Here is a 25,138-nt window from a genome sequence, read left to right as displayed (position 1 = left end):
GGGCCTGACCGCCTCGAGGCGGCGGGCGCCGAGGGCGTACGGAGCGGGCGCCGCATCGACAGGACCCCCAGGAGATGCGCCGTACAATCATGGGGTGCTCCTGTGCGTCACCGCCAATCACCGCAACACGCCGTTCGAGGTCCTCGAGCGGCTCGCGGTCGACGCCGAGGCGCTGACGGGGGCCGTCCGCGGCGCCGATCCGTCCGTGCGCGGCGCCATCACCGTTGCGACCTGCAATCGCCTCGAGGTGTACCTCGACGTTGATGCGCCGGCCGACGCGACACCCGAGGACACCCACGCGATCGCGCGCGACTCCGTCTCGCGCGCCCTCCGCTCCCTCGGAGAGGATGCTCCGCTCGAGGCGTCGGCGACCGCCGAGGTCCTCGGCTCCCCCGCCGCCGTGCACCACCTCTTCGCGGTCTCGGCCGGGCTCGAGTCGGTCGCGGTCGGCGAGGAGGAGATCGCCGGGCAGGTGCGTCGAGCCGCTCAGGCGGCGCGCGCGAGCGGAGCATCCACCGGTCGCCTCGATCGCGTCTTTCAGGAGGCGATCCGCACCGCGCGGGCGGCGCGCGCCCAGGGCGATGCGAGCCGCACCGGCCGCAGCCTCGCCCGACTCGCCCTCGACCTCGTCGGCAGCCGCCTCGCCGACTGGAGCGCCGCGCGCGTCGTGCTCGTCGGCACGGGCCGCTACGCCGCGACGACCGTCGCCGCTCTGCGCGACCGCGGCGCCGAGAGCATCACCGTGTACTCGCCGAGCGGCCGTGCGCAGGTGTTCGGCACCCGTCACGGTGTCGCCTGGACGAACGACCTCACGGCCGCCATGAGCGGGGCGGATGTCGTGATCACGTGCACGACGCGGCTGAGCCTCTCCGCGGCGGACGTTCCCGCAGAGGCGCCCGCGTACGTCGTCGACCTCGGGCTGCCCCGCAACGTCGACGCCGCGGTCGGCGAGATCGAGGGCGTCACCCTGCTCGACCTCGAGACGATCCGCCTCCACGCGCCGCTCGTGCACTGGTCGGCGGAGGAGGAGGCGCGCAGCGTCGTCGCCGATGCGGCCCACGCCTTCGTCACCGCCGCAGCGGTCGAGCCGTCGATCGTCGCCCTGCGTCAGCACGTGCTCGAGCTCGTCGACGACGAGATCGAGCGGGCTCGCCGTCGCGGCGACGCCGACGGCCGCGTCGAGGAGGCCCTGCGCCACCTCACGAGCGTCTTCCTGCACACTCCGTCGACCCTCGCGCGCCGCCACGCGGTCGCGGGCCGCGGTGTCGATGTCGCAGCCGCCATCGAGACGCTCTTCGGCATCCCGGTCACGCGGCCCGCCTCGGCGGCAGGACCGCTTCCCTTCTCGAGCGCCCACCCGGTCATCGGGTCGGCCGCCGCGGCGCCGGGCGAGCGCGGCGTCCTGGGCTCGGCGGCGACGGCGTAGCTCGGCTGGATCGAGCCGCGGCGGAGCTCCGCCGCGGCGAGTCAGGCGCTGACGCGCTCGAGCATCGACAGCAGCGCGAGCCCGTACGCCTCGGGCGCTGAGACGCTCGAGAACTGCGCCTCCGCCCCGTCCGCGCCGCGGAGCACGACGCGGTAGTCGTCGCCGTCGCGCTCGAGCCGCACGAACGCCGCGCGCAGCAGGTCGCGCAGCTGGTCCTCCCGCGGCAGCCAGAGGACATCGTCGAGGGCGACGGAGTCGAGCGCCCACTCGGTCGTCCCGTTGAATCCGAGCACGGTGCCGGTGGAGTACTCGTGCGGCTCGATGGTGAGGTCGCTGACCGTGAACACTTCGGCGTCGAATTCGGAGCGGTCGATCTGGAAGCGGTCGCCGGACGCGGGCCTCCAGCGCAGCCCCGCGTCGCGCAGGAGGCGGGCGAGGGAGGTGCTGATCACGGGGCGATGCTGACACGCAGAACCGGGTGCCGCCTGAACGGCACCCGGTTCTGCGGTACGGATACTCTCCGTCGGTGGTGCTGAGTGCGAAGGAGCGAGACCGGGGCGACGACGCGTTTTCGGGTCGCTTCGCCACCCCGGCCCCGCAGGGCCGGGTACTAGCCCTGGATTCGGACAGCCTCCCGGCGACGGGCGACCACGAGACCGGTGCCGGCCATCATGATCAGGATCGCGATGACTTCCAGGCCGCCGAGCGCGTTGGACGCTCCGGTGATGGCCAGGGTGGGCAAGCAGTCCTCAGCGGCCTCGAGAACGAGGTTCCAGAGGGTCTGCTGCTCCGCGTCGCTCCAGCCGAAGCCGGTCGGGAACTCCTCGCTCGCGGGCTCGAGGCTCGCGACGATCGTCGGAGTGGATCCGATGGCCGCCGTGTACTTCGTGTTGCCCTCGACCACGACGCCGTCGACGGTCCAGATCACTCCGGGCTCGTTCGTCAGCGTGTAGCTGCCTGGGTTGCCCAGGCAGTCGGCCTGGGTGAACGTCACCGACGCGGTCGTGACGGGAGCCGTGGGCAGGCACTCCTCGTCGAACTCGAAGGTGTACTCGAACGCCGCGTACTCCTCGCTCAGCAGGTAGCCGGGCCCGGCCGTGGCCGTGACCGTGACCGTGTCGAACGGCGCGGCCTCGTAGGTGACAGAGTCGCCTTCGCCGAAGCTCACCGGGAGCTCCAGTCCGTTGACCGTGCGCGTGTACGACACGCCCTCGACCGCCGTGACCGTGTACGACTGCGTGAAGCAGTCATCCACCACGGTGATCGGAAGCACGACGACCTCGATGCACAGCTCGTCGTTCGGTCCGTCGAGCGTGCCGGTGAAGGTGAGAACAGTGCCGTGCTCCGACACGCTGCGACCCTCGATCGCCTCGCCGCTCTGGAAGAACTGCGTGTCCTCCCCGATCGCCACGAAGACGACCGTGTAGTCGAGTCCGTTGTACGTAACGCTCTGGAGCGCGGCCAGCTCGGAGTCGAACTCGAAGCTCTCCTCGTCGAGCGACTGCGGGTCGAGACATGTGGCGTCCACGAACGCGATGGACGCGTCCGTGATGGGGAGCACACAGCCGTCACCGTCGGGGTCGGCAGCCTCGAGCGTTCCGGAGAACGTCCTCGTCATGCCGTCCTCGCTCACGCCACTCAGTTCGGGGTCGAAGCGATAGCCGTCGGCCGCCGTGAAGACGACCTCGTACTCGCGGGTCTCGGGGTCGTAGACCGTGATCACGTACCTCGCGTTGTCCGAGGTGAAGTTCTCCTCGTCCAGTGTGGAGTCGAAGAAGCAGTTGGCCTCCGTGACCGCGATCGCCGCGACCGCTTCACGGCACAGAGTCGCATCCGGGCCAGCCAGCTCGCCCGTGACCGTCAGCGTCAACTGATCACCGGCGAACCGGTAACCCTCATCCGCCGTGAACACGACCTCGTAGCTGCCCGACTCCGAACCATCATCGATGACCACGAACGATGCGTTCTCGGCCTCGATGCCGTCAACATCCAGGCTCGCACCCAGCTCGCAGGTCGGACCCACGACGGGAACCATGTAGGTCGGCTCCTCACACAGCTCGGGGTCGCGACCAGCCAGCTCGCCCGTGACCGTCAGCGTCAACTGATCACCGGCGAACCGGTAACCCTCATCCGCCGTGAACACGACCTCGTAGCTGCCCGACTCCGAACCATCATCGATGACCACGAACGATGCGTTCTCGGCCTCGATGCCGTCAACATCCAGGCTCGCACCCAGCTCGCAGGTCGGACCCACGACGGGAACCACGTAAGTCGGCTCCTCACACAGCTCGGGGTCGCGACCAGCCAGCTCGCCCGTGACCGTCAGCGTCAACTGATCACCGGCGAACCGGTAACCCTCATCCGCCGTGAACACGACCTCGTAGCTGCCCGACTCCGAACCATCATCGATGACCACGAACGATGCGTTCTCGGCCTCGATGCCGTCAACATCCAGGCTCGCACCCAGCTCGCAGGTCGGACCCACGACGGGAACCATGTAGGTCGGCTCCTCACACAGCTCGGGGTCGCGACCAGCCAGCTCGCCCGTGACCGTCAGCGTCAACTGATCACCGGCGAACCGGTAACCCTCATCCGCCGTGAACACGACCTCGTAGCTGCCCGACTCCGAACCATCATCGATGACCACGAACGATGCGTTCTCGGCCTCGATGCCGTCAACATCCAGGCTCGCACCCAGCTCGCAGGTCGGACCCACGACGGGAACCACGTAAGTCGGCTCCTCACACAGCTCGGGGTCGCGACCAGCCAGCTCGCCCGTGACCGTCAGCGTCAACTGATCACCGGCGAACCGGTAACCCTCATCCGCCGTGAACACGACCTCGTAGCTGCCCGACTCCGAACCATCATCGATGACCACGAACGATGCGTTCTCGGCCTCGATGCCGTCAACATCCAGGCTCGCACCCAGCTCGCAGGTCGGACCCACGACGGGAACCACGTAGGTCGGCTCCTCACACAGCTCGGGGTCGCGACCAGCCAGCTCGCCCGTGACCGTCAGCGTCAACTGATCACCGGCGAACCGGTAACCCTCATCCGCCGTGAACACGACCTCGTAGCTGCCCGACTCCGAACCATCATCGATGACCACGAACGATGCGTTCTCGGCCTCGATGCCGTCAACATCCAGGCTCGCACCCAGCTCGCAGGTCGGACCCACGACGGGAACCACGTAAGTCGGCTCCTCACACAGCTCGGGGTCGCGACCAGCCAGCTCGCCCGTGACCGTCAGCGTCAACTGATCACCGGCGAACCGGTAACCCTCATCCGCCGTGAACACGACCTCGTAGCTGCCCGACTCCGAACCATCATCGATGACCACGAACGATGCGTTCTCGGCCTCGATGCCGTCAACATCCAGGCTCGCACCCAGCTCGCAGGTCGGACCCACGACGGGAACCACGTAAGTCGGCTCCTCACACAGCTCGGGGTCGCGACCAGCGACATCGAGCGTCACGGTGAGCGTCTTGCTGAATACGGTCTCGCCCTCGACCTCGGAGGCGAAGACGTGGGCCCCCGTCGCGAGGAACGTGATCGACACAGTGCCGCTCTCGGCGTCGAACTCCGGCTCCCCGGCCACGACGCCTGCGTCGGCGTCGATGATCGGGTTCTTCCAGTCCTCGCCGACCTCGCACGTGGCGGGGGGCAGGGTGAAGGAGGCCTCGACCACGACGCAGTGCTGCTCGTTCTTCGGTTCGAGAGTGCCCCTGAAGGTCAGCGTCTTGCGGTCGTCCGAGACCTCAGCGCCCTCGACCACTGCGGGGAAGAGCGCGGTGTCAGTCGCCGTGAAGACAACCGTGTACGAGCCCCCCACGACCGTGATCTCGGGATCGCCGACATTCGAGCCCGAGAAACCATCCTCGTTAAGCAACTCACCCACGGTGCAGGTCGGGTCGGTGAACGCGATGCCAGCGGTCGCGACGGGGCAATCCTCCAGATTGAGGCCATCGAGAGTGCCCCTGAAGGTCAGCGTCTTGCGGTCGTCCGAGACCTCAGCGCCCTCGACCACTGCGGGGAAGAGCGCGGTGTCAGTCGCCGTGAAGACAACCGTGTACGAGCTCCCCACGACCGTGATCTCGGGATCGCCGACATTCGAGCCCGAGAAACCATCCTCGTTAAGCAACTCACCCACGGTGCAGGTCGGGTCGGTGAACGCGATGCCAGCGGTCGCGACGGGGCAATCCTCCAGATTGAGGCCATCGAGAGTGCCCCTGAAGGTCAGCGTCTTGCGGTCGTCCGAGACCTCAGCGCCCTCGACCACTGCGGGGAAGAGCGCGGTGTCAGTCGCCGTGAAGACAACCGTGTACGAGCTCCCCACGACCGTGATCTCGGGATCGCCGACATTCGAGCCCGAGAAACCATCCTCGTTAAGCAACTCACCCACGGTGCAGGTAGGCGCAGTGAAGTCGATCTCAGCCGTAGCGACAGGACACTCGGCGAGATCCGGCGGCGACAGCATGCCCGTGAACGTCTTGGTCACGTTGTCGAGCGAGACGCCGTCTCCGTCAGGGAAATAGGCCCCGGGCTCCGCGGTCGCGACGACCGTGAAGTTGGCCCCGTCATAGATCGGGTCGCCGATTGTCGCGTTGTCGGGGTCGAAGCCGTCGACGTTGAGGGTCTGGCCGGACTCGCATGTGGGGTCGAAGAAGGAGATCGACGCGGTGGCGGTGTCATAGAGCATGTATCCGAGGTGCGAGAGCCCGAAGCCGTGGCTGTAGGTCCAGTCGATCTCGGTGCCGTCGACGACGTTGTCGCCAGAGAAGATCGGCCCGCTCTGGTGCGGGCCGGTGTTGCCTCCCTTGACACAGATGCCGACGATGAAGCCGGCATTGACGGTGACCTCCACCCCGGGCGTGCTCCACGAAATCGTGCCCCAGCTGTAGGTCTCGGAGCCTTCGGGGCGTGAATCGAGGTTGTCGAGCTCGGACGGCTTGTCGTAGCCGATCGAGTCACAGGGAGTGCCTGCAGCGGTCCTCGCGATCGCAGGGCTCGCTCCGCCGGCGGCCATGCCGAGGGCGAGGAGGGTGGCGGTCGCAGCGGCAAGAATGCGCGTGCGCAACATAAGAGTGCTCCTGGGGGTCGGAGCCGAGCGCGACGGCTGACCGGCGACGCTCAGTGTTCGGGTAATCGGGTGTCGCCCGAGCGGACTCCGGGGGGAGGGATCGCTCGTGCGTTTCAGTCGGCGTCGGGGAACGTCGACCGTCGGGTGTTCGTGATTCGTGCGGGTGACACGGGTGCTTCGGAACAGTACGACTCTGAGATCGATTCGCTGGACGGGGTGGTCAGCGAGCCTCAGTGCATGTACTCTCTCGGCCCGCGCACATCGGCGAACGTCGGGTGAGCCGATTTCGCAGGCGAGCCCGACGATATTCCTACGGATGCGGCCACGGCAAGGCTAGGCCGGTCCGTCTACCCCCTAAGAGGGGTGCGAGCAATGCTCATTCGCCGCGCCATCGTCCCGCTGCGGCTCAGTGCACGAACTCGAGCAGATCGAGACCGAACACCCGAAGCGCGTCGAGCACGCGTAGGCGGCTGGCGAGGTCACGCTCCTCGAAATGCACTGAGAGCGCGTACGCGAGGCCGCCGCGAGGACCGCGCAGGATGCCCGACTCCGATCGCACGCCGGCATCCGTTCCCGTCTTGTTCACCATCCAGGTGCTGTGCTCGACACCTCGATGCGCGAGCGGGTCGCGGCCGAACGCGCTCGCGACCATCGAGAGGTCGGTGTTGAGCGACAGCCACCCGAGCACGCGCTGGCTCGTCGCCGGATCGATGATGTGGCCGTGGGCGAGGGCGTAGAAGAGCCAGGCGAGCTCCGCGGTCGAGCCGACGGAGAGCTGCGGCGCGTCATCCGGCCCCCGGCGCTCGCGGACGACGTCGAGAAGGGCGGTGCGCACGAGGCCGAGCGACTCCGTGCGCGCGCGCACGGCATCCAGGCCGATGTGGCGCAGGAGGGCGTTCGTCGCCACGTTGTCGCTCGTCGAACCGACGAGCGCGGCGAGGTCGGAGAGCGGAAGGGCGGGCGCCTGCAGGTGCTGCCAGATGCCGGAGTCGGCCACGGCATCCTGCCCCGCCCTGTCGACGATCGCGAACTCGGAGAGCGAGCGGTCGGTCATGCGCGCGCTCACCTCGATGAGCAGGAGGATCTTTCCGATCGACGCGGTCGGGAGCACGATGCGCTCGTCGACGGCGAAGACGCTCTGGCCGGACTGCAGGTCGACCGCGGCGACCGAGACGCGGGCGCCCTCGTAGGCGAGAGCGCCGAGAGCGCGGAAGGACGGGCGGAAGGAGGGAGCCCGCTCGATGGCCCGACGCCGCGCGGAGACCGGAGCCGCCAGGCGGGCGCTCCGGTCGCGCAGCATCGGGGTCGTCACCAAATGGTCACGCGCTCCTCCTCGTCCAGCCACAGGGCATCGTCGGGGGTGACCGAGAAGGCCTCGTAGAACGCTCCGATGTTACGCACGATCTGGTTGCAGCGGAACTCGTTCGGCGAATGCGGGTCGATCGACAGCAGGCGGATCGCCTCCTCGGGCCGGATCGCGATCTGCCAGGCCTGCGCCCACGACAGGAAGAACCGCTGAGCTCCGGTGAGCCCGTCGATCACGGGGGGCTCCTCACCGTCGAGCGACAGCAGGTACGCCTTCCACGCGATCCCGAGCCCGCCGAGGTCGCCGATGTTCTCGCCGATCGTGAGCGATCCGTTCACGTGATGGTCAGGAGCCTCGCGCGGCGACAGCGCGTCGTACTGGACGATGAGCGAGCCGGTGCGCTCCTCGAACGCGGCGCGGTCGGCCCGAGTCCACCAGTCCTGCAGCCGACCGTCGCCGTCATAGCGCGAGCCCTGGTCGTCGAACCCGTGCCCGATCTCGTGGCCGATGACCGCGCCGATCGCGCCGTAGTTGGCCGCGGCATCCCGCCCCGCGTCGAAGAACGGGAACTGCAGGATCGCCGCCGGGAAAACGATCTCGTTGAAGCCGGGGTTGTAGTACGCGTTCACCGTCTGCGGCGTCATGAACCACTCGTCGCGGTCGATGGGCCGGCCGATCTTGCCGAGCTCGCGCTGGAACTCGAACTCTCCCGACGCCCGGACGTTCGCGACGAGGTCGTCGGGCACGACCTCGAGGCTCGAGTAATCGCGCCACGTCACCGGGTAGCCGATCTTCGGAGTGAACATCGAGAGCTTGTCGAGGGCGCGCTCGCGCGTCTCGGCGGTCATCCACTCGAGCTCGGCGATCGACTGCCGGTACGCCTCGATGAGCTTCGCGATGAGCTCGTCCATCGCCTTTTTCGCCTCGGGCGGGTAGTGCCGTTCGACGTAGACGGCGCCGACGGCCTCGCCCATCGCGCCCTCCACGACGCTCACGCCGCGCTTCCAGCGAGCGCGCTGCTCGGGGGTGCCGGTGAGGGTGCGGCCGTAGAAGTCGAACGTCGCGTCGACGAAGTCGCGCGAGAGGTACGACGCCATCGAGCGGATGACCGACCACCGCAGCCAGTCCGTCCAGTCATCGAGGCTCCGGTTCGCGATCGCGCCCGCGAGCCCCTCGTGGAAGGACGGCTGCCGCAGCACGACCTCGGCGAGCTGCCGCTCGGTGATGCCGAACGCGTCGCGCCACCGGGCGAGGTCGAGCCCGGGGGCCGCGGCCTCCCACTCGGCCCACGTGCGCAGGTTGTAGGTCGCCTGGCTGTCGCGATTGCGCACCTTGTCCCAGTGGTGGCTCGCGAGCTCGGTCTCGAGGGCGACGATGCGGTCGGCGCGCGTCGCGGCATCGTCGAGGCCTGCGAGGGCGAGCATGCGCTCGACGTGCCCGCGGTAGGCGGCGAGGGTCGCGGCGTGCGACTCCTCCCGGTAGTACGACTCGTCGGGAAGCCCGAGCCCGCCCTGCTCGACGAACACGAGGTAGCGCTCAGGGTCGCCTGGATCGTTGTCGACGAAGAGCTGCACGAACCCGCGCGCGCCCTGGCGCTCGAGGCGTCCGATCGTCTCGATCAGGGCATCCCGATCATCGATCGCGTCGATCGCCGCGAGGTGCGGGGCGAGCGGGGTCGCACCGAGCGCCTCGATGCGCTCCTCGTCCATGAAGCTCGCGTAGAGGTCGCCGACCTTGCGTTCGAGCGTGCCGGGCTCGGCCGACTGCGCCTCGACGATGATGTCGCGCACGGCCTTCTCCGCCTCCTCCGCCAGCACCATGAACGAGCCGTAGCGCGCCTTGTCCGCCGGGATCGGCGTGCGCGCGACCCACGCGCCGTTGACGTGACGGTAGAGGTCGTCCTGCGGGCGGATGCCCGGGTCGAGATCGTCGGTGAGGATGCCGCTGCGGAGAACGGCGGTGCGATTCGCGTCGGGCGGGGGGTCGGGCTGGGCGTGGTCGGTCACATGACCGAGCCTAATCAGGCGGCGGACTCATCCGCCTGCGCATGCTGCGAGCGTCGCGTTCCCCTCGAGAGCGCAAGGGCCGCCCCGAGCGCGGCGAGCGCGACGATCGCAAGGACTGCAGTGGCCGCGGCGGGCCCTGCGGCGGTTCCGACGATCCCGGCGAGCGGGTAGGTGACGGCGTACCAGGCGTGCGAGCTCGAGAACCGGGCGGCGAAGACGGCGGGCCGATCATCGGGCTCGACGTCGCGGCGGATGATCCGCCCGCTCGGCGTGCTGATCGCCGAGCTCGCGGCGCCGAGCACGAACCACAGCGCGATGACGGCGGGCAGCGTGAGGGCACCGATCACGGCGAGGGAGGCCGTCGTCGCGAGCGCGATGGGCACGACGGCCGCGCCCGTCGCCATCACGGCGCGGTCGCTCACCCGATCGAGGATGCGCGGCAGCAGCAGCGCGACCGCGATCGACCCGATGCCGAACGCGACGAGCGCCACGGCAAGCGGCCCCGACGGGTCGTCGACGTCGGCGGCGCCGATGACGACGAGCAGCACGACCGTCGTCACGAGCACCGTGGCGTACACCGTGGCGGTGACGGCGTCGAGCACGGCGAGGAACCTCAGCGAGGGCATCCGCGCCATGAGGCGCAAGCCGCCCGTGAGGCGCGTGGTGAACGGCTCGCCCACCGCGCCCGCCCTCTGACTGATGCGCGAGAGCGCGACGGCGAGCGCCGACAGTGCGAAGCCGGCCGCGGTCACGGCGAACAGGGCGTTGGGCGGCAGGACGAGGACAAGGAGGGCGGCGAGCACGGGGCTCAGCAGCGACTCGAGGTCGTAGGCGAGCCGCGAGAGCGACTGCGCGGAGGTGTAGTCGCGCTCGTCGGGCAGAACCTCGGGGATGACGGCCTGGTACGTCGGCGTGAAGACTGCAGACGCCGACTGCAGGAGCATGATCGCGAGGTAGATGTGCCAGGCCTCCGTGGCGAGCACGAGACCGATTGCGACGACGACCCGTGCCGCGTCCGCCCCGATGAGGACGGCGCGGCTCGACCGGCCCGCGACGAGCGCGCTCGCGAGCGGCGACACGACGACGTAGGCCGCGATGCGGATCGTGAGCGCGATGCCGATGATCTGCGCGGCATCCTCCCCCGCGATGCGCACGGCGACGAGCGCGAGTGCGACGGTGAGCACGCCCGTTCCGACGAGCGAGGCGACCTGCGAGGCGAAGAGGGCGGCGAAGCGGCGATGGCGGAGGACACCGAGCACGGTCAGCGCTCCCCGTGGTGGCGCGGACTGTCGGAGACGGCGTGCTCGGCCTGGCGGAGGGCCTCGAGCACGAGTCGCCTCGCGTGCTCGTCGCGCAGGCGGTAGAAGGCGCGATTGCCCTCCTGCCTGACGGTCACGAGCCGGGCGAGCCGGAGCTTCGCGAGGTGCTGAGACACCGCCGCGGGCGGGCGGTCGACGATGTCGGCGAGGTGGGTGACCGAGAGCTCGTCGGCATCGAGGGCGAGAATGATCCGGACGCGCGTCGGGTCGGCGAGAAGGCCGAAGAGCTCGGCGACGACGTCGACGAGCGGGGAGGTCGGGTCGAGCTCGTCCTTATGCGTATCTGCATGCATACGCACATACTAAGGCACGGCGATTGGCCGCTGCGCTCGGGCCTACCGTGGAGGCGTGCCCCTCCGGCTGCGAGCGATCGACCGCGACATCCTGCGCCTCGCCGTGCCCTCGCTCGGCGCCCTCGTCGCCGAGCCGCTGTTCGTGCTCACGGACACGGCCATGGTCGGGCATCTGGGGGCGGATGCCCTCGCCGGGCTCGGCGTCGCCTCGACGGTGCTCCAGACCGCGATCGGACTCCTCGTGTTCCTCGCCTACGCCACGACTCCGGCCGTCGCGCGCCGCCTCGGAGCCGGCGACCGGGCGGGCGCCCTCGCCGCGGGCGTCGACGGCCTCTGGCTCGCGCTCGGCATCGGCGTCGTGCTGCTGGTGGTCCTGCTGCCGACCTCGCCCGCGATCGTCGGGGCGTTCGGCACGGCCGCACCGGTCGAGGCGGCGGCGCTCGAGTACCTGACGATCGCGTGGTGGGGCGTGCCCGGCATGCTGCTCGTGCTCGCGGCGACGGGCGTGCTGCGCGGGTTGCACGACGCGCGCACGCCGCTCGTCGTCGCGGCCTATGGCTTCGGCGCGAACATCGTGCTCAACGCGATCCTCATCTACGGCGCCGGTCTCGGCGTCGCCGGCTCGGCGATCGGCACGGTCATCGCGCAGTGGGCGATGGCCGCGGTGCTCGTCGTCGTCGTCGTGCGCGGCGCCCGCGCCGAGGGGGCCGAGCTGCGCCCCGGACTGGCGGGCCTGCGCGCGGCCATGGCCGCCGGCTCCTGGCTTCTGGTGCGCACCGTCTCACTGCGCGTCGCGCTCGTCGCGACCGTCGTCGTGGCGGCCGGGCTCGGCACCGTCGAGCTCGCCGCGACGCACGTCTGGTTCGCCGTCTACAGCCTGCTCGCGCTCGCGCTCGATGCCCTCGCGATCGCCGGGCAGGCGCTCGTCGGGCACGGGCTCGGGGGCTCCGACGGCGACCGCGTGCACCGCATCACGCGCCGCCTCGTCGGATGGGGCGTGCTCGTCGGGTCGGCTCTCGCCGTCCTCGTGGCCGCCTCGGCGACGCTGCTGCCGGTGCTCGTCACCTCTGACGAGCGGGTGCGGGATGCCCTCCCCGTCGTCCTGCTGATCCTCGCGATCGGGCTGCCGCTCGCCGGGCTCGTGTTCGTGCTCGACGGCGTCCTGATCGGGGCGGGCGACGGGCGCTACCTCGCCGCCACAGGCATCCTCAACCTGCTCGTCTTCCTCGGGCTGCTCGTTCTCGTCGCCGGGGCGGGGCTTCCGGCGCTCCTCGCGGCGTTCACCTTCGGGTACCTCGGGGCGCGCGCGGTGACCCTCGGCGCGCGGGCCCGCGGGGACAAGTGGACCGTGATGGGCGTCCGCTAGCGCAGCTGGCCGAAGCCCTCCGCCTTGCGCGTCGGCCCGGCGACGAGGACGGTGTCGCCCTCCTCCACGACGGTGTCGGCGTCGGCGTTGCACCAGGACTGACCGCCGCGCTGCACCGCCATGACGGTCACTCCGTGCGCCTGGCGGAGGTTCGTGTCGCCGAGCCGCCGGCCGAGGAGCACCGAGTTGGGCTGCATCTTCACGATCGCGTACTCGGAGTCGACCTCGATGTAGTCGAGCGCGGCCCCGCGAACGAGGTGGGCGACGCGGCGGCCCATGTCGTGCTCCGGGTAGATGACGTGCGGGACGCCGAGCTGGGTCAGGATCTGCCCGTGGGCGTCGCTCACCGCCTTGGCCCAGATCTGGGGGACGCCCATGCGCAGCAGGAGCGACGCGGTGAGGATGCTCGACTGGATGTCCGTCCCGATGGCGACGACGACGCGGTCGAAGCCGTCGACGGCGAGCTGCCTCAGCGCCTCCTCCTTCGTCGAGTCGGCCCGCACGACCTGCGTGAGTTCGCCGTTGAGCCCCTGGACGATGTCCTCGCGGGCGTCGATGCCGAGCACCTCGGTGCCGGTCGCCATGAGCTCGAGGGCGAGGGCCTGGCCGAAGCGGCCCAGGCCGATGACCGCGACCGAGTCGGCCTCGGCGATGCGACTGGCGCGGGCGGTGCTGAACGTGCGCGATCTAACCAACGACGGGCCTTTCCTTGGGGAGCTCGTAGAGCACGCGCCGCTGACGCAGCACGAGCGCGGTGCCGAGGGTGAGTGGGCCGAGACGACCCAGGAACATCAGGATCATGAGGATGACCTTGCCCGCGTCGGGCAGGTCGGGGGTGATCCCCGTGCTGAGGCCGACCGTGCCGAAGGCGGACACGACCTCGAAGAGCACCACGTCGAGCGCGAGATCCGTGAGCATCATGAGCGCGATGGTCGCAGCCATGACGGCGCCGAGCGACAGCAGCGAGATCGTGATGACCTCGCGGTGGACGGCGCGCGAGAGCCGCTTGCCGAAGATGTTGACGGCGCCCTCGCCGCGCAGCTCGGTGATGATGATGAACAGGAGCACGGCGAACGTCGTCACCTTGATGCCGCCCGCGGTGCCGGCGGGGCCGCCGCCGATGAACATCAGGACGTCCATCCCGAGCCAGGTCTCGCTCGTCAGCTGCCCGATGTCGACGCTGTTGAAGCCCGCGGTGCGGACCTGCACGGAGTGGAAGAAGGCCGTCAGGATGCGCTCGCCGATCGACATCGAGCCGAGGGTCTGCGGGTTCGTCCACTCGAGGACGGCGATGTACACGGCGCCGAGCACGAGCAGGAGCCCCGTCATCGCGAGGACGATGTTGGTGTTCATCGACCAGTGCAGCGGGCGACGGAACTCGCGGCGCAGCTGCAGCAGCACGGGGAAGCCGAGCCCGCCGAGGATCGTCGCGGCGCACATGGGCAGAAGGATCCAGGGGTCGCCCGCGAAGCCGATCATGTTGTCGCTGAAGGGCGCGAACCCGGCGTTGTTGAAGCTCGAGATCGCGAGGAAGACGCCGTGGCCGACGGCCTCGGCCCACGAGTCGTCGTAGGCGAGGCGGAAGCGGAGCGACAGGACGACTGCGACGGCTCCTTCGATCGCGAGGGAGCTGACGAGGATGCCCTTGGCGAGCCTCGCCACGTCGCCCGTCGTCACGCCCCGGTTCTCGGCCCCGGCGAGGGTGCGCGAGCGCAGCGAATATCGCCGCACGATTGTCAGCCCGATGAGCGAGGCGACGAGCATCACGCCCAGGCCACCGAGCTGGATGAACATCAGAATGATGACGAGGCCCGCGCCCGACCATGACGTGGCGGTGTCGACGACGACGTGACCGGTCACGGCGACCGCGGAGACGGCGGTGAACGCCGCATCGAGCGGGCTGACGGGAGCGCCGGGAGCCTGCGCGAATGGCAGAGCCAGGAGCACGGAGGCCACGACGATTGCGCCGAGGAATCCGAGGACCACCACTTGGGGAGGAGTAGCTCGGATCACTCTGCTCGGGCGACCCGAGGTCGACCTGACGGATCGCACTCGCGCAACCGTACTCCTGCGCGCGGCGTTGTCAAATGAGGGGCCAGGCGCGATCGCGGAGGACGACGATGGCGGGCGCCCGATCCTGAGATCGAGCGCCCGCCGGGGCAGTCGCGGCCACCTGGAGGACGCGCCTGCCGTGGGGGCTTGGTCAGCGGAAGGCGTCCTTCACGTCGTCGCCGGCCTGCTTGAGGTTGGCCTTGGTCTGGTCGGCACGGCCCTCGGCTTCGAGGCGCTCATTGTCGGTGACCTTTCCGACGCCCTCCTTGACCTTGCCGCCGAGCTCTTCGCCCTTGTGCTTCGCTTTCTCGCTCATGGAGGCTCCCTTCGCCGTTATGGACCTCTGACGGTGCCAGGTCGGACCGGCCGCGGGAACGGGGTTGACTTCGCGTGCGTCCAGTGGGCGCACAGGGTTCAGGCCGCCGTTGCTCAGCCGCGTCGCGGAGAGGCGGTCGTGTCGCCGATGCGCAGCTCTGTCGTGAACGCGATGTTCTCGACGGGCTCACCGGCGAGAGCCGCGAGTGCGAGGCGCGCGGCCGCGCGGCCCTTCTCGACGCTCGGCTGCACGACCGTGGTCAGGCGGTGGCGGCTGAGCCCGTCGATGCGCGCGCCGTCGAAGCCCGCGATGCTGATGTCCTGCGGCACGCGCAGGCCGCGCTCCTCAGCGGCCTGGATCGCGCCGAGCGCGAGGAGGTCGCTCTGGCCGACGATGGCCGTGAGACCGGGCTCGGCGTCGAGGAGCGCTCGGGCGGCGATGAGCCCCTCCTCGATGAGGCTGCCCGCGGCGACCACGGCGGGAGCATCCGGGAACACGTCGCGCACTCCGGATAGCCGCTCCAGACCCGTGTAGGCGACGGAGGAGTCCTGCCAGACCTGCGTGAGCGGGCCGCGCGTGTGGTCGCGATCCATGGGGAGGGTGATGACGGCGACACGCTCGTGGCCGAGCTCCGCGAAATGCTCGGCAAGGCGGCGCATGCCCGCGCGATTGTCGATGTCGACCATGGGCAGGCCCTGGCGCGGCTCGGCCTCGACGCCGATGAGTGGCACCTGGCGCTGGCTCAGCACACGCACGGCGGGGTCGAGATCGGTGCTGCAACCGAGCAGGAGAGCGGCATCCATCGGGGCGTCGCGAAGGCCACCCTCGGCGCGCTCGAGGCTGTCGGTCAGCAGCAGGAGGCTGTAGCCGGCGTTGCCGATCTCGTCGGCGATGCCGTCGAGCAGCGTGACGACCATGGGGTCGCGGAAGGCCACGCGGATCCGATCCTCCATGACGACGGCGATGATGCCGCTGCGGCCGGTGCGGAGACTTCGGGCGCGGGGGTCGGGGCCGCCGTAGTCCAGCTCGCGCGCGGCGGCGAGGACGCGCTCGCGCGTCTCGTCGGCGACCGGGCCGGCGCCGCTGAAGGCGAGGCTCGCGGTGGAGGCGCTGACGCCGGCGCGCGCGGCGACCTGCGCGAGGGTCGCCCTCGTGCCGTCGCCTGGGAGGTTTGCCGGGGTCGCCATTGCCTGTTAGCGTAGTCGAACTCGGGTGTCGAATCGATTCGACCGCCTCTGGTCCCTTCGCTGTGAAAGGCCGCTCGTGAGCTCGCCGACCATCGTCCCTCGCCTCGCGCCGTGGCGCTTCGCCGTCTTCGCGGTCTTCGCGCTGAGCGGCATAACGATGGCCACGTGGGTCGCGCGCACCCCGGCGATCCGCGACGCGCTCGATGTGCGGACGGACGAGTTCGGCATCCTCATCTTCGGCATGGCCGCCGGGTCGATCGTCGGGCTGCTCGGATCGAGCCACATCATCGCACGGCTCGGCACGCGCCGAGTCATCCTCATGGGTGTTCTCGCCACCTCGCTCTCGCTCATCGGGCTCGGCGTCGGAGCGCAGACGCTCGGGAGCTACGCGTTCGCGCTCGGCTCACTCGTCGTGTTCGGGGCAGGGGCGGGCATCACCGACGTTGCCATGAACGTGGAGGGCGCGGGCGTCGAGCGGGCTCAGGGTCGCGCGATCATGCCGTGGTTCCACGCATCCTGGAGCATCGGCACCGTGATCGGCGCGGCCGTCGCCGCCGCGGTCGCCGACCTCGGCGTCGGCGTCGACTGGCACGCGGGAGTCGTCGGGGTCCTGCTCATCGTCGCCGTCCTTTTCGTGGTGCGACTGCTGCCGCGGGACGAGGTGCTGCCCGGCCTCGATGACGATGGGCCGGGGCCGGGGCGCACCACGTGGCGGGAGCGCCTCTCCATCTGGCGCGAGCCGCGCATCCTCTTCATCGGGCTCATCGTGCTCGGCATGGCCTTCGCCGAAGGGTCAGCGAACGACTGGCTCGCGCTCGCCGTCGTCGACGGGCGCGGCGTCGACGAGACGACCGGAGCCCTCGCGTTCGGCATCTTCGCCGTCGCCATGACGACGGGCCGCATCGCCGGCGTGTGGGTGCTCGACCGGTTCGGTCGCGTGCCGGTGCTGCGCGGGTCTGCCGTGCTCGCCGCCGTGGGGCTGGCCGTCGTCATCACTGTCGATCAGCCCGTCATCGCCGGGCTCGGCATCTTCGCCTGGGGGCTCGGCTCGTCGCTCGGCTTCCCCGTCGGGATGTCGGCCGCCGCCGACGACCCCCGCCGCGCAGCGGCCGCCGTCGCCGCCGTCGCGACGGTCGGATACTTCGCCTTCCTCGTCGGGCCGCCCGTCATCGGATTCCTCGGCGAGCAGATCGGGCTACTCAACGCGCTGTGGGTCGTGCTCGTGCTCATCCTCGTGGCCGCGGTCGCGTCGGGCGCGGCGCGCGAGCGCGGGGGCTCGGCGGGCGGGGCCGCCGCGGGCGCGCCCGGAGTGGGCGGGGCCGCCGCCGAGTCGAGCGCGCCTGCCGCCGCGTCGAGTGACGCGAAGCCGGCGGGCTGATCTCCTCCGCGGCGCGCAAGTCAGGAACCCGTGCGCCTTCACCCCCAGATGTCTGGGTGCCGGCGCTCGCTCGCGCCGTCGATTCCGGAGTTGCGCACCCGCCCCTGCCCGAGCGGAGCCCGCCGTTGCCGAATGCAGGCATTGCACGTCACCCTCAGCGTGATTCCGCGGTAGACGCGCCGTTCACGTTCGCTGGTGCCTGCATTTGGCATCGGAGCGGCGGCAGGATGAGGGCATGACCTCACCGACCTCCCCGCCCGCCGGCACGCCCCTCGCCGGCGCGCCGCTCCCCGCCTCGCTCCACCTCGCCGGCCGCACCGCGCTCGTCACCGGGTGCGGCTCGGCCGCGGGCATCGGCTTCGCCACCGCCCGCGAGCTCGCGCTCCGCGGCGCCCGCGTCGTCATGACCGCAACGACCGACCGCATCGAGCAGCGCGCGCAGGAGCTGCGGGACGAGGGGCACGACGCCGCCGGCGTCGTCGCGCGGCTCGAGACCGAGAGTGCGGCGCACGCCGCGATCGAGGCGATCCGGGCGCTGGGGGCCGAGCCGGACATCCTCGTCAACAACGCGGGCATGGTCGCAGTCGGCGAGGAGGTGCCGCGCGGCGACATCGGCATGAGCGTCGACGAGTGGCGCAGCGCCGTCGACGTGAACCTGACGAGCGGGTTCCTCGTGACGCGGGCCGTCATCGGGCGGATGCGCGATCGCGGGTGGGGCCGCATCGTCACGGTCGCGAGCACGACGGGAGCGGTTCAGGCGTCGCGCGACGACCTGGCATACGCGACCGCGAAGGCCGGGGTGCTGGGCTTCACGCGCGGGCTCGCGCTCGACGAGGCGCGGCACGGGATCACGGTGAACGCGGTCGCTCCCGGGTGGATCGCGACGGGCTCGCAGCTCGAGCAGGAGGCCGTCGAGGGCGGACTCGTCCCGCTCGGGCGCAGCGGCCGGCCCGACGAGGTCGCGAGCGCGATCGCCTGGCTCGCCTCGCCCGGCGCGAGCTACATCACCGGTCAGCTCGTCGTCGTCGACGGCGGCAACTCAGTCGCCGAGGAGCGGCGCCCCGGGCTGTGGAAGTGAGCGGATTCGGGAGCGCGAGCCGGGCATCCGTCGTCCTCCACGAGAACCGCCCCCGCCGCGCCTAGACTCGACCCTCGTGCGCCTCGTGATCGCCCGCTGCTCCGTCGACTATGCCGGGCGGCTCAGTGCGCACCTGCCGCTCGCGACACGCCTGCTCATCCACAAGAACGACGGCAGTCTGCTCGTGCACTCCGACGGCGGCTCGTACAAGCCGCTCAACTGGATGAGCCCGCCTTGCACCCTCGCCGTCGAGCAGCCCGACGACGATCAGCGCGAAGCCGGCGTCATCGAGCTGTGGCGCGTCACGCACGCGAAGACGGCCGACATGCTCGTGGTGAGCGTGCACGAGGTGCTTCACGAGACCGCGCACGACCTCGGGCTCGACCCTGGCCTGCAGAAGGACGGCGTCGAGGCGCACCTGCAGAAGCTGCTCGCCGAGCAGATAGAGCTCCTCGGCCGCGGGCACGCGCTCGTGCGCCGCGAGTACATGACGGCCATCGGGCCCGTCGACCTTCTCGCGCGCGATGCCGACGGCGGGTCGGTCGCAGTAGAGATCAAGCGCCGCGGAGGCATCGACGGTGTCGAGCAGCTCACGCGCTACCTCGAGCTCATGAACCGCGACCCGCTGCTCGCCCCCGTCGCCGGCGTCTTCGCCGCGCAGGAGATCGCCCCGCAGGCGCGCACCCTGGCGGAAGATCGGGGCATCCGCTGCCTGCTGCTCGACTATGACGCGATGCGGGGGCTCGACGACCGGGTTCCGCGGCTGTTCTGAGCGCTCTCCGCGTAGGCTCGAGTCGATGACTTCCGCACCTGCCACGCCCCGCCCGCCGTTCTCGGCGATCCTCCTCGACTTCGATGGCACGATTACCGACTCGGCCCCCGGCATCACCGACACGCTCGCCTACACCTACGAGCAGCTCGGGATGCCCGTGCCGGCATACGATGAGCTCCTGCGCTGGGTGGGCCCTCCGATCATGGACTCGTTCCGCGACCTCGCCGGCCTCGACCTGCCCACGGCGCAGCGGGCGCTCGAGATCTACCGCGAGCGATACCTCGACCGCGGCGCCTACGACTCGACCCTCTACCCCGGCATGGGTCTGCTCGTGCAGGACATCGCCGAGGCGGGCATCCCGCTCAGTCTGGCGACCTCGAAGCCCGAGCTGCCGGCGACGCTCATGCTCGAGCACTTCACGGTCGCGCACTGCTTCACCGTCATCACCGGAGCCTCGGCCGATGAGACTCGCAGCGAGAAGGCAGATGTCGTCGAGGAGGCCCTGCGTCGGCTCAACAGCCTCAGCGTCGACCTGTCGAACGTCGTCATGGTCGGCGACCGCATCCACGACATCGAGGGCGCGGCCGTTCACGGGGTACCGACGATCGCGGTCGAGTGGGGCTATGGCACGGATGCCGAGCGCGCGCACGCAGCGCTCGTCGCGTCGACGCCGGACGAGCTGCGATCGCTGCTCGGGCTGCCCGCCGCGGACCAGCCGGCGGCCTGAGCGGCGCTGCCCGCACCGGGCCGCTCCGCAGCCTCCCCTCGACCAAGTGAAGGGAGCGCGCGGCGGAGGGACGGCGTGTCGCGGCGACACGCCGTGCGGTGACCGACGGCTCCCTTCATTCGGTCGAGCGGCGGGGCGCGGCTGCGAGGTTGAGGGGCGGCGAGGGGGCGGAACCTGCTACCGCGCGAGGCGCTCGACGATCGCGCCGAAGAGCCACGGCATCGCGCGCGCGGCCGGCATGATCGCCGGGCGGGCGGGTGAGCTCGCGAGGCGCACGAGCCCCTCGGTGAGCAGCCGGAAGTCGCGCGTCGACCGCGACCACGCCCGCTCGTAGGCGGGCAGGTCGTCGCGCGCGAGGCAGTCGGCGAGCACCTCGGCCTGCGCGAAGCCGACGCGCATGCCCTCGCCGGTGATCGCATCGACGTAGCCGGAGGCGTCGCCGACGAGCGCGATGCGTCCTGTCGAGCGGGTGAGGGTTCGCTGGCGGAGGGCGCCCGCTCCGCGCAGCTCGGAGGCGACGTCGACCCCGGCGAGCCGCTCGCGCAGCCCGGGGTGCGCGGCGATCGCCGCCTCGAGGTCGACGCCCTTCGGCCCCAGCACAGCGACGCCAACCGTCGACGCGTCGACGGGCGTGACGTACAGCTCCCAGCCGGGGCCGAACGTCACCTCGACGACGTCGCTCCACGGCGCGATCGCGTAGTGACGACGCAGGCCGAAGCGCTTCATGCCGCGATCGGCATCTCCGAGCCCGGCCTCGCTTCGCACGCGCGAGTGCAGGCCGTCGGCGCCCACGAGCCACCTCGCCCGCAGACCGTTGACCGAGACGCCGAGCTCGTCGTGCACGAAGCGCTCGACCCTCTCGGGCCTCAGGTCGATCCCGCGCGCCGACAGCGCAGCGCGCAGGCTGGCGCTCAGCGCGGTGCGGCGCACGCCGCGTCCCTCTCGAGAGCGGTAGCGGTGCGTGACCGCGCCGCGGGCATCCTCGTAGCGTATGCCTCTGATCGCATGACCCGGCGGGTCGATGTCGAGCCGGTGCAGCGCGGCGAGCCCACCCGGCATGATGCCCTCGCCGCACGCCTTGTCGATCTCGCCCGTGCGCGGCTCGAGCACCACAGGGTGCAGACCGCGGCGCTCGAGCTCGAGCGCGAGGACCAGCCCGACCGGGCCGCCGCCGGCGATCACGACATCGACGTCGGCGGTCGTCATCGCGCATCCGCCGGGCGGGCGCCGTCCGTGCGCAGCGCGCCGAGCGCGCGGTTCTCGACGGGGATGCGGAAGCCGAGCAGCAGCACAGCGTTGAGAACGGTGAACACGAGCGCGGTCAGCCACGCGCTGTGCACGAGCGGGAGCGCGATGCCCTCGATCGCGACGATCCAGTAGTTCGGGTGCCGCAGCCAGGCGAAGCAGTACGGGCCGCGAGTCACGCGCGTCGCGCCAGGGACGACGATGACGCGCGTGTTCCACTGCTCGCCGAGCGAGGCGATGACCCAGTAGCGGCCGACCTGGCAGAGCAGCGCGATGACGAGCATCGGCCACCCGAGCGTCGCGATGAAGGGACGGTCGAGCAGCACGACCTCCGCGACGCACGCGACGAGCAGTCCCGTGTGCAGGAGCACCATCCACGGGAAGTGCCGGCGACCGTGCTCGACTCCCCCGCGCGCGAAGGCGGCGGTCGCGTGCCGCTTCGAGATGACGAGCTCGACGAGGCGCTCGACGCCTGTCGCGAGTACGAGCAGCGAGTACAGGATGACGCTCATGACCACTCCAGGAGGACGAGCTCGGCGGTGACGCCGGGGCCGAGGGCGAAGAGCACGGCGCGCGTGCCCGCGGGCTGATCGCCGACCGCGGCGAGCACGTGCAGCACGGCGGCGGACGACAGATTGCCCGTGCGCGCCATGACCTCCCACGAGGTGTCGAGCGCGGCGGGCGGCAGGTTCAGCGCCGCCGTGAACGATTCGAGGATGCGCGGCCCGCCCGGGTGGGCGATCCACCGGTCGACGTCGGAGCGCTCGATCCCGGCCTCCGCGAGCAGCGCGTCGACCCCGGCGGCGAAGTGCCCGTCGATGAGGGCCGGGACGCCCGCGGCGAGCATGAGTGTGAACCCGGTCGAGCCGATCTGCCAGCCGATCATCTCGGAGCTGTCGGGGTACAGCGCGCTGCGGCTGGCGATGACGCGCGGCCTCGACGACCCCGCCGCGACCGCCGCGGGGTGCGCGTCGCCCGTCATTACGACCGCCGCCGCTCCGTCGCCGAAGATGCCGGTGCCGACGATGTTCGCCATCGACTGGTCCGACCACTGGAGCGTCAGCGAGCACAGCTCGACGCTCACGAGCAGGGCGACGCCGGTCGGATGCCCGGCCAGGTAGTCGGCGACGCGCGCGATCCCGGCCGCGCCGGCCACGCATCCCAGACCGAAGCTCGGCACGCGCCGCAGGTCGGAGCGGAAGCCGAGCGAGCTCGCGAGCATCGCATCGAGCGAGGGAGCCTGCACACCGGTGACGGTCGTGAAGAAGAGATGGTCGACGTCTTCGACCTTCAGGTCGGCCTCGGCGAGCGCGGTCCTCACGGCGCGCTCGATGAGGGGTAGCGCAAGCTCGGCGAAGAGGGCGTTGGTCTCGCTGAACGAGTCGAGGTCGCGGTACCGCTCGAGCGGCAGCGCGAGATGCCTCGTCTTGATGCCGCTCGCGGCATGCACGCGCTCGAGCACGGAGCGGGCCGCCCGGTCGCCGGAAAGCCGGCCCGCGAGCTCGGCCGTGATCTCGTGCTGCTCGTGCACGTTGTCGGGGAGCACGGGCGCGACGGCGAGGATCCGGGGCATGCGCGCATCATTCCACGCGGGCCTCCGGGCGCGCCCAGCCTTGATGTGTACTCCCGGCGAGGGGCGGGAACCACCTCCGCGTCGTGCGCGTTCATGAGGCAGCGGAGTATGGAGATCCGATTACGTCACTCCTCTTCCATCGTGAGGAGGCGAGCCCAAGTCGTCGTAGTCTCGAGCTATCCGTGCGCGACGATGCCGCGGAGGAAGGGGTCGCCATGACTAACTCCGATGCGCCCGCCGCCGTCGCTCGGACTCTTGCGCACCTCGCACCGCCCCGCCCCCTCCCCACCGCCCTCGACTCCGACCTCGCCGCCCTCCGCCGCGGCGCCGCCGCCTGGGTCGCGGGCGACCTCGCCGAGAAGCGCGCCCTTCTTCCCGAGCTGCGCCGCGCGACCCTCGCCGCCGCAGCCGAATGGGTCGCCGCCGCGTGCGCCGTCAAACGCATCGACCCGGAATCCCCCGCCGCGGGCGAGGAGTGGTCGAGCGGCCCCTACGCCGTCATCACCGCGACGAGTGCGCTCGAGAAGACGCTCCGCACGCTCGAGCGGGGCGGCACTCCGCTCACCGACCGCCGCGTAGGCCGCGCGCCGCAGGGTCGCATCGCCGTCCGTGCATTCCCCTACCTGCCGAAGGACGTCGTGCTCACCGGGTACTCGGCCGACGTCTGGCTCCGCCACGGCGTGAGCATCGAGGATGCCCGTGCGGGCATCGCGGGCGCTCTCCGCGATCGCGATCGCGCGCCCCTCGTCACGGCGGTGCTCGGCGCCGGGAACATCACGGGCATCCCGGCCCTCGACGTGCTGACCGCGCTTTATCAGGAGGCGAGCGCCGCGGTCGTGAAGCTCAACCCCGTCAACGCGCGCGTCGGCGGCGCCCTGCGTGCGGCGTTCGCGCCCGCGATCGAGCGCGACCTCGTGCGCATCGTCGAGGGCGACAACGAGGTCGGGCAGGCGCTCATCCACCACCCTGACGTCGACCGAATCCACATCACCGGCAGCCGCTCGAGCCACGACACGATCGTGTTCGGCGCGGACCCCGACCGCGAGGAGCGTCGACGAGAGCAGCGACCCGTGCTCGACAAGCCGATCTCGAGCGAGCTCGGCGGGGTCGGGCCCGTCATCGTCGTGCCGGGCGGGGCCGACGGCGCGCGCGACCGCGACCGCTGGACCGACAACGACCTCGACACCGTCGCGCGCGGCATCGCGACAGAGCGCCTGCACAACTCCGGCTTCAACTGCATCGCGACGCAGCTCGTCGTGATCCCGGCGGAGTGGGAGCACGCCGACGCGCTCGTCGCGAAGCTCCGCGGGCACCTCGCCGCCGCTCCCCCGCGTACCGCCTACTACCCCGGTGCGGCCGAGCGGCGCGACGCCGCGGTCGCCGGGCACCCCGACGCGGTCTCCCTCGGCGGCGACCCCCTCGCCGCCCGCGCCCTCGTCGACCACCTCGACCCGGTCGACGAGTCCGAGCCCCTCTTCACGACCGAGGTTTTCGGGCCCGTGCTCGGGGTCGTGCGCGTGCCGTCGTCGCCCGCGCGCGACGGCGCCCTCGACCCGGCCGCCTTCCTCGACGCCGCGGTCGCGTTCTGCAATGCCCGCCTCGCGGGCACGCTCGGTGCGGGCATCGTGATCCACCCGCGCACGCGCCGCGCCCTCCGCGGAGCCCTCGACGCGGCCATCGCGACCCTCGAGTACGGCACGGTCGGCGTCAACTGCTGGGTCGGCCCGCTCTTCGGCATGCCGGGAGCCACGTGGGGCGCGTTCCCGGGGCACGAGGTTCACGAGGTCGGCAGCGGCATCGGCGTGGTGCACAACGCCCTGCTGCTCGACCCCGCGCACGTCGAGCGCACGGTCGGCCACGGGCCGTGGCATCCGACCCCCACACCGCTCTGGTCGGTCGACAACCGCACCTCGCACGTCACCGCCGAGCGCCTCACGCGCTTCGCCGGCGACGGCTCGGCGAGCGCGCTTCCCGCGGCGGTCGCCACGATCGCCAGCTACGTGAGGGGCTGAGG

General features: G+C 71.0%; 20 protein-coding genes. 7 read left to right on the top strand and 13 right to left on the bottom strand.

What is annotated here, in order from left to right; all coding sequences use genetic code 11:
- Window positions 1-94 precede the first annotated feature (94 nt).
- Window positions 95-1,426: a glutamyl-tRNA reductase gene (locus FHX53_RS10915; protein ID WP_182491383.1), complete on the top strand. Its 1,332-nt coding sequence runs from the start codon at window positions 95-97 to the stop codon at window positions 1,424-1,426.
- Window positions 1,427-1,467: 41 nt separating this feature from the next.
- Here FHX53_RS10915 and FHX53_RS10910 read toward each other — a convergent pair whose 3' ends face one another.
- The 6 genes from FHX53_RS10910 to FHX53_RS10885 form a co-directional block, all read right to left on the bottom strand.
- The gene (locus FHX53_RS10910) at window positions 1,468-1,878 is read right to left on the bottom strand and encodes a pilus assembly protein CpaE (protein ID WP_182491382.1); all 411 of its coding nucleotides are present in this window, start codon (window positions 1,876-1,878) and stop codon (window positions 1,468-1,470) included.
- 158 nt (window positions 1,879-2,036) lie between these two features.
- Window positions 2,037-6,506 carry a hypothetical protein gene (locus FHX53_RS10905; RefSeq protein WP_182491381.1) on the bottom strand — a complete coding sequence of 1,490 codons (4,470 nt, stop codon included), beginning with the start codon at window positions 6,504-6,506 and terminating at the stop codon, window positions 2,037-2,039.
- Between the two features lie 406 nt (window positions 6,507-6,912).
- On the bottom strand, window positions 6,913-7,818 hold the full coding sequence (locus FHX53_RS10900; protein ID WP_343050978.1) for a serine hydrolase: 906 nt from the start codon (window positions 7,816-7,818) through the stop codon (window positions 6,913-6,915).
- Complete coding sequence (locus FHX53_RS10895) at window positions 7,815-9,818, bottom strand: M13-type metalloendopeptidase (RefSeq protein WP_182491380.1); 2,004 nt, start codon at window positions 9,816-9,818, stop codon at window positions 7,815-7,817. The genes FHX53_RS10900 and FHX53_RS10895 overlap by 4 nt, the downstream gene beginning before the upstream one ends.
- A gap of 14 nt (window positions 9,819-9,832) precedes the next feature.
- Window positions 9,833-11,077 carry an MFS transporter gene (locus tag FHX53_RS10890; RefSeq protein ID WP_182491379.1) on the bottom strand — a complete coding sequence of 415 codons (1,245 nt, stop codon included), beginning with the start codon at window positions 11,075-11,077 and terminating at the stop codon, window positions 9,833-9,835.
- Between the two features lie 2 nt (window positions 11,078-11,079).
- The gene (locus FHX53_RS10885; RefSeq protein ID WP_182491378.1) at window positions 11,080-11,430 is read right to left on the bottom strand and encodes an ArsR/SmtB family transcription factor; all 351 of its coding nucleotides are present in this window, start codon (window positions 11,428-11,430) and stop codon (window positions 11,080-11,082) included.
- A gap of 55 nt (window positions 11,431-11,485) precedes the next feature.
- On the opposite strand from FHX53_RS10885, the gene FHX53_RS10880 reads away from it, so the two are divergent.
- A complete protein-coding gene (locus FHX53_RS10880; protein WP_343050977.1) occupies window positions 11,486-12,796 on the top strand; it encodes an MATE family efflux transporter in 1,311 nt (436 codons plus the stop codon).
- Here the strand turns inward: FHX53_RS10880 and FHX53_RS10875 are convergent.
- The 4 genes from FHX53_RS10875 to FHX53_RS10860 form a co-directional block, all read right to left on the bottom strand.
- Complete coding sequence (locus tag FHX53_RS10875) at window positions 12,793-13,491, bottom strand: potassium channel family protein (RefSeq protein WP_220476392.1); 699 nt, start codon at window positions 13,489-13,491, stop codon at window positions 12,793-12,795. The genes FHX53_RS10880 and FHX53_RS10875 overlap by 4 nt on opposite strands.
- Window positions 13,484-14,785: a TrkH family potassium uptake protein gene (locus tag FHX53_RS10870; protein ID WP_343050976.1), complete on the bottom strand. Its 1,302-nt coding sequence runs from the start codon at window positions 14,783-14,785 to the stop codon at window positions 13,484-13,486. The genes FHX53_RS10875 and FHX53_RS10870 overlap by 8 nt, the downstream gene beginning before the upstream one ends.
- 214 nt (window positions 14,786-14,999) lie before the next feature.
- Window positions 15,000-15,164, bottom strand: a complete 165-nt coding sequence (locus FHX53_RS10865; protein WP_182491376.1) for a CsbD family protein — start codon at window positions 15,162-15,164, stop codon at window positions 15,000-15,002.
- Window positions 15,165-15,277: 113 nt separating this feature from the next.
- Window positions 15,278-16,351, bottom strand: a complete 1,074-nt coding sequence (locus FHX53_RS10860) for a LacI family DNA-binding transcriptional regulator (protein ID WP_182491375.1) — start codon at window positions 16,349-16,351, stop codon at window positions 15,278-15,280.
- 76 nt (window positions 16,352-16,427) lie between these two features.
- Here FHX53_RS10860 and FHX53_RS14080 point away from each other — a divergent pair, with 76 nt between their 5' ends.
- The 4 genes from FHX53_RS14080 (at window position 16,428) to FHX53_RS10840 (ending at window position 20,306) form a co-directional block, all read left to right on the top strand.
- Window positions 16,428-17,729, top strand: a complete 1,302-nt coding sequence (locus tag FHX53_RS14080) for an MFS transporter (RefSeq protein WP_182491374.1) — start codon at window positions 16,428-16,430, stop codon at window positions 17,727-17,729.
- Window positions 17,730-17,964: 235 nt separating this feature from the next.
- Window positions 17,965-18,807: an SDR family NAD(P)-dependent oxidoreductase gene (locus tag FHX53_RS10850; protein WP_182491373.1), complete on the top strand. Its 843-nt coding sequence runs from the start codon at window positions 17,965-17,967 to the stop codon at window positions 18,805-18,807.
- Between the two features lie 76 nt (window positions 18,808-18,883).
- Window positions 18,884-19,579: an endonuclease NucS gene (nucS, locus tag FHX53_RS10845; protein WP_182491372.1), complete on the top strand. Its 696-nt coding sequence runs from the start codon at window positions 18,884-18,886 to the stop codon at window positions 19,577-19,579.
- A 25-nt stretch (window positions 19,580-19,604) separates the two neighbouring features.
- Complete coding sequence (locus FHX53_RS10840; protein WP_182491371.1) at window positions 19,605-20,306, top strand: HAD hydrolase-like protein; 702 nt, start codon at window positions 19,605-19,607, stop codon at window positions 20,304-20,306.
- 177 nt (window positions 20,307-20,483) lie between these two features.
- Here the strand turns inward: FHX53_RS10840 and FHX53_RS10835 are convergent, their stop codons facing one another.
- Genes FHX53_RS10835 through FHX53_RS10825 form a run of 3 tightly spaced genes read right to left on the bottom strand, consistent with a single transcriptional unit; the run spans window position 20,484 to window position 23,124 of the window.
- Window positions 20,484-21,512, bottom strand: coding sequence for an FAD-dependent oxidoreductase (locus tag FHX53_RS10835; RefSeq protein WP_182491370.1), 1,029 nt, complete (start codon window positions 21,510-21,512; stop codon window positions 20,484-20,486).
- A complete protein-coding gene (locus FHX53_RS10830) occupies window positions 21,509-22,063 on the bottom strand; it encodes an isoprenylcysteine carboxyl methyltransferase family protein (RefSeq protein ID WP_182491369.1) in 555 nt (184 codons plus the stop codon). The genes FHX53_RS10835 and FHX53_RS10830 overlap by 4 nt, the downstream gene beginning before the upstream one ends.
- Window positions 22,060-23,124 (bottom strand): type III polyketide synthase, encoded by a 1,065-nt coding sequence (locus FHX53_RS10825; protein ID WP_182491368.1) that lies wholly within the window; start codon window positions 23,122-23,124, stop codon window positions 22,060-22,062. The genes FHX53_RS10830 and FHX53_RS10825 overlap by 4 nt, the downstream gene beginning before the upstream one ends.
- Window positions 23,125-23,339: 215 nt before the next feature.
- Between FHX53_RS10825 and FHX53_RS10820 the strand changes: the two genes are divergently transcribed.
- The gene (locus FHX53_RS10820; RefSeq protein WP_182491367.1) at window positions 23,340-25,136 is read left to right on the top strand and encodes an aldehyde dehydrogenase family protein; all 1,797 of its coding nucleotides are present in this window, start codon (window positions 23,340-23,342) and stop codon (window positions 25,134-25,136) included.
- Window positions 25,137-25,138: the final 2 nt, after the last annotated feature.

This window comes from Microcella alkalica (assembly GCF_014137945.1).
Classification (GTDB): Bacteria; Actinomycetota; Actinomycetes; order Actinomycetales; family Microbacteriaceae; genus Microcella; species Microcella alkalica.
The sequence above is the reverse complement of the archived record's forward strand: the minus strand, read 5'-3'. Positions and strand labels throughout refer to the sequence as shown.